Below are 15,724 nucleotides of genomic sequence, written 5' to 3'. Positions count from 1 at the left end.
CCGGTCGAGCCATGTGTGGCATACGGGCAAGGGGCCCGGTTCTTTCTTGGGGGTTGGCGTGGTTTCTGGTCGCGTGGTGCGGTTCGACGGCGCACGGGGATATGGCTTCATCTCACCCGATCACGGCGGTGAGGATGTGTTCCTCCATGTGAACGACATGTTGATCCCCGAGTCCTACGTTCATACGGGTACGGCGGTCGAGTTCGAGATCGAGGACGGCGACCGCGGACTGAAGGCATCGTCCGTCCGGCTCGCCGAGGGTCCCGACGGGAAGCCGCTGACCCCTCCGAGGCAGGCTCAGATCGCCGCTTCCGGGTCGGCGGACGACGACACCCTGTGCGATGTGCTCAGTGCGTCTGAGTACACCAAGGAGGTGACCGATGTCCTGCTGGAGTCGGCACCGTCACTGACGGGGGCTCAGATTCTCCAGATCCGGGGTGGTTTGCTGCAGTTCGCCAAGAACCACGGCTGGACCGAGGGCTGACGGAAGCGGCGCGGAACCGATCCGCCTTCCTGTGGTGCCTGGGGCCCGTCCGGTCATGATCCGCCGGACGGGCCCCGGGCTCGTTCAGGCGCTCGGCTCCCGCACCACCAGCGGGGTGCCGAGAACCTGGTGTCCGCCGCTGGCCAGCATGCGCACCTCTCCCCGGTCGCTGATCTCCGCGCGCACGATTCCGGTCTCGTCCTCGTAGATCGGGTATCCGCCCGCCCCCGACTGCGCCGTACGCCGGACGATCACCGTGTCGTCCTCCACGGCGGACGCCTGAAATACCAACTGGTAGCTCTCCGGGTAATCCATGGCGGTTCTCTCGATAGGGATGGGCAGGACATGCACCGCCTGCCCCTTCCATCGTCCCCCGGACGAGCCCACCGCGCCCGGGCAGCGGTCCACGGCTGCGGGCTCATACCCGGGCCACTTATCCTGAACCCATACGGGCGGTTCGATGGCACTCAGGCGTATATCGAAGAAATGCCCCCTTTCCCCCGAGTCGCGTGTGCGGCATGCACGACCGGGATCCCCGAAATCGGGAAGGGACAGACCATGAAGGATGCCGACATGGGAGACGATGTCTACCAGCCCCAACAGCCGGAGGCCTCCGACCTCGTCGAGCAGCTCGACATCGAGGACACCCTGGACAACCGGGGGCTGACCGACCTCCTCGACGAGGGCTACTCCCCGCCCGAGCGACCGTGGGCGGTGGAGGACCAGGGCACCACGGCCGCCGAGCAGCACAGCGGCGAGCCGCTGGAGGGCCGTCTGGCACGGGAACTGCCCGAGATCACCGATGACACCGGCGACGACGTGGGGGATCTGTCCGACGGTGACGGCGAGCTCTGGGACGCGGAAGTCGGTACGGTACGGGCCGGCCGTCTCACCCGGCAGCTGGACATCAATGAGCCGGACACCATGGCAGCCGAGGACGTCGGGATCGACGGAGCGGCGGCATCGGCCGAGGAAGCGGCCATGCATGTCATCCCGGGCAGCCAGGGGTGAGGAGGCTTTCCCTCCCCTTGCACCAAGGCCATCGAGTTGCACCAGGACCATCGAGCCTTCACTTGCGCATTACTGCAATGCGACACCTCACCGGCGACGCTCCAGCCATGACCTCGGCGCCCGTCGCCGGGTCGGACGCGCTCACTCTCGCCGGCGACGGGCGCATCACGTCGGCCAGCGACTTCCTTGACCGGGTACCCGGCGCCTGAGCCGATGGCGGCACACACCCGTCACCGGGTTTCCACCCGTCCGATAGCGAGGCGGACGTCGCCGCGGACCGACAGGCGGCCGGCGTGCCCGGAATGGCGTGAGGCGGTCAAACCGGTGCCCGCACCCCAAACATACGTACAACTGTTGCGTGTTGCCCGCACATTGCGGTGCCGTGGCGGGCGTCCGGCGCCGCTGTGGACTCGGCGCCGGACCGCTCGTCGTCAGGCCGGCTCGTCGAGGAACTTCCCGCCCTCCAGAAGGGTCTTGAGCGTGGAGAGGATCACGACCCAGCCGCTGCTGACGCCCTCCAGCATCTTGCTGTCCGGGCTGTCGAACCCGTCGTGGGTGATCGTCAGCTTGATGCCCATCTCGGGCTCGTCGGCCGGTTCGATGTCGAAGGTGACCTTCGACCGCTCCCGGACGGCCTTCTCCCACTCCTCGTCCGAGGCGAAGTCGAACATCTGGCGGTGCATGGGCTGCAGGGTGTGCCAGGTGTACGAGAGCCGCTTGCCGGGCTCCGCCTCCAGGACCCGCTGGCCGACCTCCTCGAATTCGCCGTCCGGGTCCATCTTCCAGCGGACCGGCGAGCCGACCTCCCAGGTCGACTCGGGGCCGTAACCGCCCATGTAGATCTTGATGAACTCGGAGTCGATCAGCGCCTGATAGAGCTTCTCGGCAGTGGTCTGGATGTAGATGACGTAGACGAACTCGGGCTTGTCCATGGCCGTTCCTTCCAGGGTCTGCTTGAGATGGGACAGCGCGGTCAGGCGGTGGCGTTCATACCGGCCGATCCAGCGGTCGGCGGCCTCCCGGATGGGCACCGGGTTGAGGTAGTGCAGCTTCTCCCGGCCCTGGCGCACGGCGGTGACCAGCAGCGCCGACTCCAGCACCGCCAGGTGCTTGCTCACCGCCTGTCGGCTCATGCCCAGGCCCTCACCCAGCTCGCGCAGCGTCTGGCCACCGCGCGCGTTGAGCCGGTCGAGCAGCTCCCGGCGGCTCGGGTCGGCGAGTGCCTTGAATATCGTGTCCATCGCCGCCATCACGCTCACCATCACCTGTTCGTGTTCTCGGTCCGAAGTCGCCTCCGGGTGCGGCACCGCGATCCCCCACCACCATAGGCAACCTTTTGGTTGCATGTCGAACGGGGATTCGTCCGGAGATACCCCACCGCACCTCCGCACTCTTCGCCCTCCGCACCTCCAGGCCGCCGGAGCGATTACTGGATTTAACTTCTGATGTCTTGTCACGGCTGGTTCTACGCGCATAGTTTTTGCCCTCACCACTCTTCGGGAGCAGCCCACCGTGCACATATCCAGATCCCGTTCCGTCCTGTTGGCCGGCGCCGTCGCCGTGACGCTCTCGGCCACCGCGCTGCCCGCCGCCTTCGCGGCTCCGTCCTCGACCGCCGTGATCTCCGAGGTGTACGGCGGCGGAGGCAACTCGGGTGCGACACTCACCCGCGACTTCATCGAGCTGGCCAACGCCGGTTCCGTCGCGTACGACCTGTCCGGTTTCAGCGTGCAATACCTGCCCGCCGCTCCTTCCGCCGGCTCGCTGTGGCAGGTCTCCGCACTGACCGGGTCCGTCGCCCCCGGCGACCACCACCTCGTCGCCGAGGCCGCGGGCACCGGCGGCACCGTCGCCCTGCCGACACCGGACGCCACCGGCACGGTCGCGATGGCGGCAGGCGGCGGAACCGTCGCGCTCGTCTCCGGCACGACCCCGCTGACCTGCAAGACGGCGGCCGACTGCGCGGCCGACGCACGGATCGTGGACCTCGTCGGCTACGGCTCGGCCGTCGTACGGGAGGGCAGCGGCCCGGTGACAGGGGCGTCGAACGCCTCCTCGGTGGCGCGCGGTGCCTCCCTCTTCGACACCGACGACAACGCCGCCGACCTCACCGCGGGCACCCCGACGCCGGTCAACTCGGCCGGTGAGACGTCAGGCGGTTCCGGTCCGGGGGACCCCGGAGGCCCGACCGAGCCCGGCACCGTCCGTATCCACGACATCCAGGGCACCACCCGTGTGTCACCGCTGGACGGTACGCCGGTGATTGGTGTCCCCGGCATCGTCACCGGCGTACGGACCACGGGTTCGCGCGGCTTCTGGATACAGGACACCGCACCGGACACGGATGCCCGTACCGGCGAGGGCGTGTTCGTCTACACCGGCTCCACCGCGCCGGATGTCGCCGTGGGCGACTCGGTGCTGGTCAGTGGCAAGGTGGACGAGTACTACCCGTCGTCGACCACCCAGTCGATCACCGAGATCACCACCCCGAAGACGACGGTCCTGTCCTCGGGCAACGCACTGCCGGCCCCGGTCGTGCTCGACGCGGCCTCGGTACCGGGCGCTTACGTCCCCTCGGCGGACGGCGGTTCGACCGACCCGCTGACCCTCGACCCGTCGGCGTACGCCCTCGACCTCTACGAGTCGCTCGAAGGCTCCCGGGTCCGGATCTCCGACACCCGGGTGGCGGGTGCGACGACCAAGTACGACGAGGTCTGGGTGACCGTCAAGCCCGACGAGAACCGGACCCCGCGGGGCGGCACGCTGTACTCCTCGTACAACGACCAGAACACCGGCCGCATGAAGGTGATGTCGCTCGACCCGGCCCGGCCCGTCCCCGTCGCCGACGTGGGCGATGTCCTGTCCGGCGCCACCACCGGTGTCATGGACTACGCGTCGTTCGGCGGCTACAACCTCCAGGCCACCGAGGTCGGCACGCTCACCGACAACCACCTGCGGCGCGAAGTCACCCGGAAGCAGAAGGGCAACGAGCTCGCCGTCGCCACATACAACGTGGAGAACCTGGACGCACTGGACGAGCAGGCCAAGTTCGACACCCTCGCCGAGGGCGTCGCGGTCAACCTCTCCTCCCCGGACATCGTGTCGCTGGAAGAGATCCAGGACGACAACGGCGCGGTGAACGACGGCACGGTCGGCTCCGAGGCGACGCTGCAGCGGTTCACCGACGCGATCGTCGCCGCGGGCGGTCCGCGGTACGCATGGCGGTACGTCTCCCCGGAGAACGGCAAGGACGGCGGCGAACCCGGCGGCAACATCCGTAACGTCTTCCTCTTCAATCCCGAGAGGGTCGACTTCGTGGACCGCGCGGGCGGCGACGCGACCACCGCCGTGACCGCCGTGAAGACGAAGAAGGGCGTGACGCTCTCGGCGTCGCCCGGCCGGATCGCCCCAACCGATGAAGCATGGACCGACAGTCGCAAGCCGCTCGTCGGCGAGTTCCGCTTCCACGGGAAGCCGGTCTTCGTCATCGGCAACCACTTCACGTCCAAGGGCGGCGACCAGCCCCTGCACGGCCGGTACCAGGAGCCGCAGCGCCGCTCGGAGACCAAGCGGGTGAAGCAGGCGGCGGAGGTCAACACCTTCGTCAAATCGCTGCTGGCTGCGGACGCCTCGGCCCGGGTCGTCACGCTCGGCGACTTCAATGACTTCGCGTTCTCCCCGACGATGGACGCGCTGACCAACGGCAAGGCACTCAAGCCACTGATCACCACGATCCCTACGAGCGAGCAGTACAGCTACGTGTACGACGGCAACTCGCAGACGCTGGACCACATCCTGACCAGCCCCGGCGTTCGCCGCTTCGACTACGACGTGGTGCACATCAACGCGGAGTTCGCCGACCAGGCAAGCGACCACGACCCACAGATCGTGCGGGTCGACGTCCATGCCCGGAGCCAGGGCAGTCACTGACCCCCGGACCTGCGGCGCGAATGCCGCGGGCCGCGCGTGGGGCCGGCCGGTCGCCGGGCGGCCCCACCGGCGTCTTGGCTCCGACGGGTCACCGCCGCCCTCTCACGCCCTCGGTACCGAATGCGCGCTCGCCGAACCGGCGGGAAAGGGCGGCCGACTGACGGGGCTTCGCCCGTACACTCCGTGATCATGACGACAGATATACCGATGGATGGGGCCGGGGCCGACGGACCCGCGCTTTTTCCGACGATGTCCACCATGCGCGCCATGCGCCGTCTCAAGCCGGAACCGGTGCCCGCCGAGACGCTGGAGCAGCTCGTGCAGGCCGCTGTCTGGGGACCCAGCGGCGGCAATATGCAGTGTTACGAGTATGTGGTGGTGACCGACCGTGAGGTGATGGCCCGCCTGGCGCCGCTGTGGAAGCGGTGCGTGGACGCCTATCTGGCGACGACCGGGAAGTACGCGCCGAAGGGCATGGACGAAGCGGCGTACGGCCGGATGGTCGCCGCGATCGAGTACCAGCGGGACCACTTCGCCGATACGCCCGCGCTGATCGTGCCCTGTTACCGCTTCCCGGAGCCGCGCCTGGACGAGGAGGGGCTGCTGGCCTCCGCACACGCGCTCGGCCCGGCCGGGACCGAGCACATGATGAACACCCAGACACGGTTCCAGGCACTCGCCGAGGGTTCCTGCGTCTACCCGGGCGTGCAGAACATCCTGCTCGCCGCACGGGCGCTGGGGCTCGCGGCGAACATCACCATCTGGCACCTGATGCTGGAGCAGGAGTGGAAGGCGGCCCTCGGTATCCCCGAGGACATGCACACCTTCGCCGCCATTCCGGTCGGATGGCCGCAGGGCAACTTCGGTCCGGTCCGGCGCCGTCCGGTGGCGGACGTCATCCACCGCGACCACTGGTAGACGGCTCCCCGGCCCGGCCCCGGTGTTCAGCGGCGGCCGGGCCGAACAGCGTGTCGGCGGCCCGGCGTTCGGACGCGATCTTCGGAACCTCCTGGGCCCGGCGGGCCGGTCCGTGACTTCGCTGCCGGCCCGTGACGCCGCTGCCGGCCCGGCGGAGCTCTGACCTGCACGTCAACCGCACAGGGGTGAAAGGGAGTCAGACATACGATCAAGTGATTGTCATGCCCTGAACACGTCGATACCCTGAGCGGGCTTCGGCCCCTCGGCCCACCCCACTCGGGCCCGGGGCCGTACTTCTCTCCCCCACAGAGCAGGAGCAGGTATGCCCAGACGAGCCGCCGCCCACACAAAGGGCCGCGCATCCGTCCTAGCGGCCCTCACCGTCACGGCCCTGGCCGCGACCGGCACCCCGGCATTCGCCGCTCCGGCCGCCGACGATCCCATGAACCAGGCGTTCGCGCGGGCGGCCGCGAAGTTCGACGTACCGCGCGATCTGCTCGCCGCCGTCGGTTACGGCGAGACCCGTCTCGACGGCCACGCCGGGCGTCCCAGCCAGGCGAACGGGTACGGCGTGATGCACCTGGTGAGCAACCCCACGAACCGGACGCTGGAGCGGGCGGCCACCCTCACCGGCAAGCCCCTCGTCGACCTCCGCACCGACACCGGGGCCAACATCCTGGGCGGCGCCGCGGTGCTGCGCAGTTACGCGGACAAGCTCGGCCTGGACGACCAAGAGCGCGACGACATCGACGCCTGGTACCCGGCCGTCGCCCGGTACAGCGGCTCGACGGGCCGCGCCGCCGCTCTCTACGCCGACACCGTGTACACGTTCCTGGCCGACGGGCTCGACGCCACCGTCCCCGGGGGCGAGCAAATCTCGGTGCCGGACCGTCCGGTCTCACCGCGGAAGGGTTCGTTCGCCACCACCGACGTACGCACCGACGTACACACCGACAGCGCCGACTACCCCTCGGCGCTGTGGGTGCCGGCCGACGCGAACAACTTCGCCACGGGCCGGTCGGCGAAGATCGACAAGGTGATCGTCCATGTCACGCAGGGCTCGTACGCGGGCTCGATCAGCTGGTTCCAGGACCCGACGGCGGAGGCGAGCGCCCACTATGTGGTGCGTTCCTCCGACGGTCAGATCACCCAGACGGTGCACGACAGCGACACCGCGTACCACGCGCGGGGTGCGAACGCCTCGGCACTCGGCATCGAGCACGAGGGATTCATCGACGACCCGTCCTGGTTCACAGACACGATGTACCGCTCATCGGCGGCCCTGACCAGCTACTTGTGCGACCGGTACGGGATTCCGAAGGACCGGTCGCACATCATCGGGCACAGCGAGGCGCCGGGCAACGATCACACGGACCCGGGCCCGTACTGGGACTGGACGCGCTACATGCAGCTGGTGGGCGCAGACGCCGACGGCGGCAACAGCGGTGACGAGCTGAGCTTCACCGCGTACGCGACCCAGCGAAGCGGCTCGACGGGCGCCCAGGTCAAGGCGGTTCAGCAGCTCCTGGGCGAGCAGGGCTACCCGGTGGGCGCGGTGGACGGCAACTTCGGCTCGGCCACACAGAGTGCGGTGACGGCGTATCAGAAGGCCCATGGACTGAACGCGGACGGCGTCGTGGGAGCCAGGACCTGGACCGCGCTGCTGTCGGCCGGTACGACGGCGACGCTCAAGCAGGGCGACACGGGCGACGGTGTGAAGCGGCTCCAGCGCTCGCTGACCGCCGCGCTCGGCGTGACGGTCGGCGTCGACGGGACCTTCGGCCCGACAACGGTGACGGCGGTGCGCAGCTACCAGACGAGCCGGGGGCTGACGGCCGACGGCATCGTGGGGCCGGGCACCTGGGCGGCACTGCAGGCAGGGCGCTGACGAACACGTCCGCGGGCGGGCGGTGCGGTGCGGTCCGGTGCGGACAGCGCACCGCACCGCCCTTCGCATGTCAATCGACAGCCACCTGCCTCCGCCCTCCGCGAAGAGCAGCACTCCTCTCTCTCCGTGCCGGAAGGACCCGCGTCACGTTTAGGTAACCTGCCGGAAACCCTTGACGTTTCTCCTGACTCGTTCTTAACCTCACTGCGTAGTTCGTACTTTTTTGCAGTTCACGTGCTGCGGCGCTTTCCGCAGTGTTTTGACAGGCACAGACATAGACCACCTGTCGGTGGTTTCGTCGTGCCTGTTTTTTTGTGCTCCCCGTGCCGCCGATGGGTCTTCCTCGAAGGCGGATTCATGGCACAACGTCCGAGCGTCAAAGGCGTCGCCGACGTCGTTGCGCTCATCGATGGGCTGGGAAAGATCACCGGCCGGGCGCAAGTCATCTGGTTTCTCGTGTTCGGCGGGCTGTTTCTCGACGCCTATTCGAATGCCGCGCTGAGCGCCGGACTGGGACCGATGACGTCCCAGATGGAGCTGACCAGCACCCAGGTCTCGATCCTCACGGCCACCGCTCCGGCCCTGGCGATCATCTTCAACCCATTCGGCGGCTGGCTCGCCACCCGGATCGGCCGCGTTCCCCCGCTGCTCATCGCGAAGGTGTTCGCCATCGCGGGCGCGCTGCTCGCCGCCTTCGCCGGTGACTTCACCATCGTCTGGCTCGGCCGGGTCCTGGTGGGGGTCGCGTACGGCATCGACTTCGCGGTCGCCATGGCTCTGCTCGCCGAGTACACGCCCGCGAAGCTGGGCGGTCGGCTGAACCTGTGGCAGGCCGTCTGGTACGTCGCCACCACCAGCAACCTCGCGCTCGCCCTGTTCTTCTTCAACCTGGACGTAGGCGCGGACATCTGGCGCTGGTCGGTCGGATCGGCCGCGGTCGTCGCCGTCGTGCTGCTCCTGGGCCAGTGGCTGATGCTCCGGGAGAGTCCTACCTGGCTGGCCAGCAAGGGCCGTCTGGACGAGGCGGTCGTCAACCTGGACAAGATCTACGCGATCAAGGCCGTCACCGGCACTCCCGATGAGGCGACCCGTGCCGCCACCGAGGCTCCCGCCATCGGATTCCGCCAGGCCGGAATGCTCTTCAAGGGCGACTACCTGCCGCGCACGATCCTCTCCTCGGTGATCTCGCTCGGGCAGTCGATGCAGTACTTCGCGGTCGGCTGGTACCTCCCGCTGATCAGCCTGACGATCTTCGGCGAGAGCTTCGAGAAGGCCACGATCGGCTCGATGGTCTTCAACGCCTTCGGTATCGCGGGTGGGCTCCTGTCCGCTTACTTCGGTCGGCGGCTCGGTCTGCGGCTCAGCTCCGCCGCCGGTTTCGCCGGGGTCTTCGTCGCGCTGCTCGCGATGGGGCTGACCTTCGGGAAGGTCCCCACGGCCGTGGCGTTCCTGCTGCCGGTCCTGTTCATCCTCTGCCACTCCGCGGGCCCCGGAGCCAACGGCAAGTCCATCGCCGCGCTCTCGTACAGCAGTGACGTCCGCGCACTCGGCACCGGTGTCACCGGGATGGTCGGCAGCTTCGGCAGTGTCGCCGGGCTGTATGTCTTCCCACAGATCAAGGACTCGCTCGGACTCGCCGACACGTTCCTGGTGCTCTCCGTCGTGCCGCTGCTCGGCCTGATCACCTGTCTGGCGATCAAGTGGGACCCGACCAAGGCCGCCTCACCCGACGAGGTCGCCGGGCAGGACCGTACCGCCGTCGGCGCCGGGGCCGGGGCCGGGGCCACGGCATCCGTGAAGTCCATGACCGCGCGCTGACCGGCCATCGGACCTGCCGCGTCACACGATGGTCCCCTCCCCTCCGTATCGCTCCGCACAGCTCGCGATGCTCGCAATGAAAGGGCTGCAATGACGCAGACGTTCCCCGGCGCCGCCCCACGGCGCGGTGTGCTGTCCATCGACGAGGGCACCACGGGCACCAGGGCCGGAGTCGTCCTCGACTCGGGCGCCGTCCATGAGGTGTTCTACCGGTCGATCAAGGTCAGTCATCCGGACGACCTCTCGGTCGAGCAGGACCCGATGGAGATCTGGACCGCCACCGTCGAGGTGGCGCGGCTGGCCGTCGGCCGGGCCCGTGAGGAGGGCATCGGGATCACCGCGGTCGCGCTCTCCACCCAGCGGGCCACCGCCATGCTGTGGGACCGGGTCACCGGGCGGCCGTTGCTGCCCGCGGTGGTGTGGCAGGACCGGCGTTACGCGACCGAACTCACCGCGTACGAAGCGGAGTGGGACGCCGCCCTGCTGGCCCGACAGGGCCGGCCGGTCGGCGCCCGAGCCCCGTTCCTCTGGGCCGCCCGGCAGATCGCCGCACACCCTGAGGTGGCCGCCGCGCACCGCGAGGGCCGGCTGCTCTTCGGCACCGTCGACACCTGGCTGATCTGGCGCCTCACCGGCGGCGCCGTGCACGCCACCACGCCGACCAACGCAGCTTCCACCGGTGGCTATCTGCTGGAGCGGCATGCCTGGGACGAGGAGTGGATCAGCCACCTCGGCTTCCCCCTCGACCTGCTGCCGGAACTCCGCTCCGACGACGCCGGATTCGGTACGACCGACCCGGCCGCCCTCGGGATCGCCGTTCCGCTGGCCGCCTCCATGGGCGACCAGCACGCAGCACTCATCGCGCTCGGCGGCCTCGCCGCCGGGCAGGGCATGTGCGTGTACGGGACCGGCGCCTTCGTCGACGCGGCGACCGGCACCACGCCCGCCCTGCCCCGGCCGGACATCTCCGGGGTGCTCGCCCAGCCCGGCCGACGGCAGGGCGACATCAGCCACTACAGCCTGGAGGCCTACACCTCCACGGCGGGTTCGGCGCTGCGCTGGCTCTGTGACGACCTGGGCCTGTTCGCATCGCCGAAGGAGCTCGGTGAGGAGGCGGGCCGGGTCCCCACCCGGCCGGGCCGCACCCCGCGTTTCGTCCCGGCACTCGCCGGGGTCCGTACGCCGGTCTGGCATCCGGAGGCCACCGCATCCCTCACCGGGCTCACCCTCGCCACCACCCGCGCCGATCTCGCACGCGCCGTGCTGGACGGGATCGCGCACTCGGTGTGCGATCTGATCGACGGGGTCGCCACCACCATGGGCACGCCGTTCACCCGGCTCCGGGTCGGCGGCGGCGTCTCGGGCAGCGACCCGCTCATGCAGATCCAGGCCGACCTGACCGGCCTGCCGCTGGAACGGGTCTCCGACTCCGCGACCGCCAGCCTGCGCGGCACCGCCTATCTGGCCGGTGTCGCCCAGGGCCTGTGGTCCTCGCTCGAAGAGGTCGTCGAGGCGCAGCCGCACGGCCGGATCTTCGAGCCCGCGATCACGACGGCCGAGCGCACCGAGCAGCGGGCCGCCTGGCGCGACGTGCTGATCGCCCACCTCGACGACCCCGCACTGCTCCCCCTGAAGGACCCCGCACCCAAACCTCACACCCCCCATTGACGGCCCCTCACCGTCGCACTGGCGCCCCGTACCCGACCACGCGGCCGCCGCACCGAACCACCAGGAGTTGATGTTGTGATCACCATGCCCGCCCGGAAACCGCGGCGCAGCGCCGCGGCGACCCGCCGAACGCCACTGCTGCTCGACCGGGCAGCCCTCAAGCGCCGGCTGGCCAACGAAACGTACGACGTGCTCGTCATCGGCGGCGGCATCACCGGGGCGTACGCCGTGCTCGACGCGGCCTCGCGCGGGCTGCGCGCGGCACTGATCGAGAAGGACGACTTCGCCTCCGGTACGTCGTCGAAGTCGTCGAAGATGGTGCACGGCGGCCTGCGCTACATCGAACAGGGCAACGTCAACCTGGTCCGCCACTCGCTCCTGGAGCGCCACCGCTTCCGCAAGAACGCCCCGCATCTGGTGCACCGGCTGCCGTTCCTCTTCCCGATCCTGGAGAAGGAGGGCATCTTCGACGCCCGCCTCGCCAAGGGCTTCGAGGGTCTGCTGTGGACGTACGACCTGGTCGGCGGCTGGCGGATCGGCAAGCTCCACCAGCGGCTGACCGTCCCCGAGGTCCTCGCGCAGGCGCCGACGCTGCGCGCGGAGAACCTCAAGGGCGGGCTGATGTACTTCGACGCCCGTACGGATGACGCCCGGCTCGTCCTGACCATCGTGCGCACCGCCGCCGCGCTCGGTGCGACGGTCCTCAACGGTGCCAGGGCCGAGGGTCTGCTGATGCAGATGGGCAGGGTGGCCGGTGCCCAAGTCTCGGCGGACGGCGACACCATCGACATCCGCGCACGGGCCGTCGTCAACGCCACCGGTGTGTGGACCGACGAACTCGACGCGAAGGCGGACGACGGTCACAAGCCGCAGGTACGACCCGCCAAGGGCGTCCACATCGTGGTGCCATGGGACAAGGTGCGGATCAACTGCACGGTCACCGTGCCGATCCCCGGCCGGGCCCGCCGCGCGACCTGCACCCGCTGGGGCAACAGCGTCGTGCTCGGCACCACGGACGAGGACTACCAGGGCTCCCCCGACGATGTGCACTGCACCCGTGAGGAGATGGACTTCCTGCTGGAGGGCGCCAACACCGCCTTCGAGGGGAAGCTCACCCCGGACGATGTGGTCGGTTCCATCGGAGGCCTGCGTCCGCTGGTCGGCGGCAAGGAGGGCGCGACGCTCGACATGCGCCGCGACCACCACATCACCGTCGGCCGCACCGGCATGGTGACGGTGACCGGCGGCAAGCTCACCACCAGCCGGCACATGGGCGAACTCGTCATCGACAAGGTGATGACGGTCCTCGGCCGCAAGGGCAGGAGCCGCACCACCGATCTCCCGCTGCTCGGCGGCGCCGGTTACGACGCCGAGGCCGTCGCGGCGTCCGGTGGTATCGCCGCGCACCTCGGCGAACGCTTCGGCACCGAGGCCCGGTTCGTCGGCGACCTGATCCAGGACAACCCCGCGCTGGCCGAGCCGATCGTCGCGGGACTCCCGTACACCAAGGCGGAGGTCGTGTACGCGGCCCGCGCCGAACTGGCCCGCTCGGTCGACGACGTGCTCTCGCGCCGGATGCGCGCCCGGCTGTTCGCCCGGGACGCCTCCGTCGACGCCGCCGAGGCCGTCGGCGCGATCCTCGGCCAGGAACTGAACCTCTCCCAGGCCGAGATCGACCGCTCGGTCGCCGAGTACCTCTCAGCCGTCCGTCACGAAAAGTCCATACTCCTCGAAGGGGCAGCAGCATGATCAGCCGTCAGACCATCACCCACCCGTTCAACCGGGGCAACTACACGATCGGCGCCCCCAGCTTCGCCAAGTGGGCGCAGAACACCCCGATCGGGGACGGTGAGGCAGCCCTCCAGACCGACCCGGTCGAGGTCCCCGAGACCGTGATCGAGACGCTGCGCGAGGCCGCGCACGCGGTGCACACCTCCCGCGACGAGGTCGTCACCCGGACCCGCGACTGGTGGGCCGGCTCGATGATCGGCGAGACCGAGGGCCGGCCGGCGACGCCGAACGCCGTGATCGTCGAGGCGGCCGACGCCGACCAGGTCGCGGCCGTGCTGCGGATCTGCCACGAGGCCGGCATCCCGGTCACCCCGTCCGCGGGCCGCTCCAACGTCACGGGCGCGGCGCTCCCCGTCTTCGGCGGTGTCGTCCTGGACGTCTGCGGGCTGAACCGGATCACCGGTTTCGACGCAGAGTCGAACATCGTGGACGTCCAGGCCGGTATGTTCGGCGACCTCTTCGAGAAGCAGCTCCAGGAGGAGTACGGCGTCACCACCGGCCACTGGCCGTCCGCCTTCGCCGTCTCCACGGTCGGCGGCTGGATCGCCTGCCGCGGCGCCGGTCAGCTCTCCACCCGTTACGGCAAGATCGAGGACATGGTCGTGGGCGTGGACGTCGTGCACGCCGACGGTACGCGTGCCACGTACGGCGACTACGCCCGCGCGGCGGTCGGCCCGGACCTGCGCCAGTTGTTCATCGGTTCCGAGGGCACCCTCGGGGTCATCGTCTCGGCGCGGCTGCGGGTCCACCCCCTGCCGGAGTACGCGAACGCCGTCGCGTTCGGCTTCAAGACCTTCGCGGAGGGCCTGGACGCCTGCCGCAGGATCATGCAGCGCGGTGCGACCCCGGCCGTCCTGCGCCTGTACGACACCCTGGAATCGGGCACCCACTTCGGCCACCCGGAGACCAACCTCCTGCTCATCGCCGACGAGGGCGACCCGGTCATTGTCGACGCCTCGATCAAGGTGGCGAAGGAGGTCTGCGAGGCATACGGCCCCGAACTGGACAGCAGGGCGGTCTTCGAGCGCTGGCTGGACGAGCGCATGCTGGTCGGCAAGTCCGCCGACGGCTTCAAGCCGGGACCGGGCTTCGTCGCCGACACCCTGGAGATGGCCGCGTCCTGGACCGACCTCCCGGTCATCTACGACGAGGTGGTCGCCGCGATCCAGTCGGTGGACGGCACCCTCGCCGCCTCGGCCCACCAGTCCCACGCGTACACCGACGGTGCCTGCGTCTACTTCTCGTTGCGCGGTGATGTGGCGCCCGAGTCGCGGCGCGACTGGTACCGCTCGGTGTGGGACGCGGCCAACGCCGTACTCATCAAGCACGCCGCGGCGCTCAGCCACCACCACGGCTGCGGTCTGCTGCGCGGCCCCTACCTGGAGGAATCCCTCGGGGCGGGCTTCGCGACGTTCGTCGCGGTGAAGAAGGCCCTGGACCCGGCCGGCATTCTCAACCCTGGCAAACTGGGCCTTCCCAGCCGATTCGGTACGTCTCCGCTGAACTGACCTCAGCAGCCACGAACCCTCCTTCCCCAGGCAGGTCCTTGCCATGACCCCTTCCCCATCCCGGTCCGGCGCCGCACTCGACCCCCGGCTCGTCTCGGCCTTCGCCGAGGTGCCGGTCGTCGCGTCGGTCGTCGGCACGCAGCCGCTGCGGCAGTTCCTGACCGCACCGGCGAAGGTGTGCATCGTCGCGTCGCTCGCGGTGGGGCAGCTGCCGCAGGTCGTGCCGGCGCTGGGCCGGGCGGGGAAGACCGTGTTCGTGAACGTGGACAGCAGCCCCGGTCTGGCTCAGGACCGGGGCGCGCTGGAGTTCATCAAGAACATGGGCGCACACGGCGTGGTCAGCACCCGGCTCTCCCTCATAGAGAAGGGCCGTCCGCTCGGCCTGCTGACGATGATGAAGGTGTTCGTCACCGACCGGTCCAATCTTCGCCGCTCCACGGACGCGATTTCGCGCGGGGCACCGGATCTGGTCGAGATCATGCCCGCCCCGATCGTCGCCCGGATGAGCGCGCAGGCACAGCGCGCGATGTCCCCGTCGGTTGCCGCCGGTTTCGTGGAGACCCCCGCGGACGTGGCGCTCGCGCTGGCCCTCGGGTCGGCCGCGGCCGCCACGTCCGACCCCCGCCTCTGGCACCTGCGCCGGGACCAGTTGCCGCCGGTCCCGCCCGCCGCCCTGAAGAGGTCCGCCGCACCCCAGGAGTAATCCCC

The 15,724-nt window shown here is 69.6% G+C and carries 12 protein-coding genes; 10 read left to right on the top strand and 2 right to left on the bottom strand.

Features of this window, described 5'->3' with window-relative positions; all coding sequences use genetic code 11:
* Nucleotides 1-58: 58 nt before the first annotated feature.
* Nucleotides 59-484: a cold-shock protein gene (locus ACZ3IC_RS09810; protein ID WP_467414406.1), complete on the top strand. Its 426-nt coding sequence runs from the start codon at nt 59-61 to the stop codon at nt 482-484.
* Nucleotides 485-568: 84 nt separating this feature from the next.
* Here ACZ3IC_RS09810 and ACZ3IC_RS09805 read toward each other — a convergent pair whose 3' ends face one another.
* Complete coding sequence (locus ACZ3IC_RS09805; RefSeq protein WP_093895936.1) at nt 569-799, bottom strand: DUF6296 family protein; 231 nt, start codon at nt 797-799, stop codon at nt 569-571.
* Nucleotides 800-1,042: 243 nt separating this feature from the next.
* Between ACZ3IC_RS09805 and ACZ3IC_RS09800 the strand changes: the two genes are divergently transcribed.
* Entirely contained in the window at nt 1,043-1,495 is a 453-nt protein-coding gene (locus ACZ3IC_RS09800; protein ID WP_467414401.1) for a DUF5709 domain-containing protein, read from the top strand.
* A 431-nt stretch (nt 1,496-1,926) separates the two neighbouring features.
* Here the strand turns inward: ACZ3IC_RS09800 and ACZ3IC_RS09795 are convergent, their stop codons facing one another.
* Nucleotides 1,927-2,736 carry an ArsR/SmtB family transcription factor gene (locus ACZ3IC_RS09795; protein ID WP_467414399.1) on the bottom strand — a complete coding sequence of 270 codons (810 nt, stop codon included), beginning with the start codon at nt 2,734-2,736 and terminating at the stop codon, nt 1,927-1,929.
* A gap of 271 nt (nt 2,737-3,007) precedes the next feature.
* On the opposite strand from ACZ3IC_RS09795, the gene ACZ3IC_RS09790 reads away from it, so the two are divergent.
* From ACZ3IC_RS09790 to ACZ3IC_RS09755, 8 genes are all read left to right on the top strand, one after another.
* Nucleotides 3,008-5,425 carry an endonuclease/exonuclease/phosphatase family protein gene (locus ACZ3IC_RS09790; RefSeq protein WP_467414396.1) on the top strand — a complete coding sequence of 806 codons (2,418 nt, stop codon included), beginning with the start codon at nt 3,008-3,010 and terminating at the stop codon, nt 5,423-5,425.
* A 189-nt stretch (nt 5,426-5,614) separates the two neighbouring features.
* Nucleotides 5,615-6,343, top strand: a complete 729-nt coding sequence (locus tag ACZ3IC_RS09785; protein ID WP_467414395.1) for a nitroreductase family protein — start codon at nt 5,615-5,617, stop codon at nt 6,341-6,343.
* 322 nt (nt 6,344-6,665) lie between these two features.
* Nucleotides 6,666-8,231, top strand: a complete 1,566-nt coding sequence (locus tag ACZ3IC_RS09780) for a peptidoglycan-binding protein (RefSeq protein WP_467414392.1) — start codon at nt 6,666-6,668, stop codon at nt 8,229-8,231.
* A 357-nt stretch (nt 8,232-8,588) separates the two neighbouring features.
* Nucleotides 8,589-10,049, top strand: coding sequence for an MFS transporter (locus ACZ3IC_RS09775; protein ID WP_467414390.1), 1,461 nt, complete (start codon nt 8,589-8,591; stop codon nt 10,047-10,049).
* A 90-nt stretch (nt 10,050-10,139) separates the two neighbouring features.
* A complete protein-coding gene (locus tag ACZ3IC_RS09770; protein ID WP_467414388.1) occupies nt 10,140-11,717 on the top strand; it encodes an FGGY family carbohydrate kinase in 1,578 nt (525 codons plus the stop codon).
* 75 nt (nt 11,718-11,792) lie between these two features.
* Nucleotides 11,793-13,466: a glycerol-3-phosphate dehydrogenase/oxidase gene (locus tag ACZ3IC_RS09765; RefSeq protein WP_467414386.1), complete on the top strand. Its 1,674-nt coding sequence runs from the start codon at nt 11,793-11,795 to the stop codon at nt 13,464-13,466.
* Entirely contained in the window at nt 13,463-15,016 is a 1,554-nt protein-coding gene (locus ACZ3IC_RS09760; protein ID WP_467414384.1) for an FAD-binding oxidoreductase, read from the top strand. The genes ACZ3IC_RS09765 and ACZ3IC_RS09760 overlap by 4 nt, the downstream gene beginning before the upstream one ends.
* A gap of 43 nt (nt 15,017-15,059) precedes the next feature.
* A complete protein-coding gene (locus ACZ3IC_RS09755; RefSeq protein WP_467414382.1) occupies nt 15,060-15,719 on the top strand; it encodes a glycerol-3-phosphate responsive antiterminator in 660 nt (219 codons plus the stop codon).
* Nucleotides 15,720-15,724 lie beyond the last annotated feature (5 nt).

It is taken from the genome of Streptomyces sp. NPDC002958, assembly GCF_055563255.1.
Note: the sequence above shows the minus strand (reverse complement) of the source record. Positions and strands in the feature narration are given on the sequence as shown.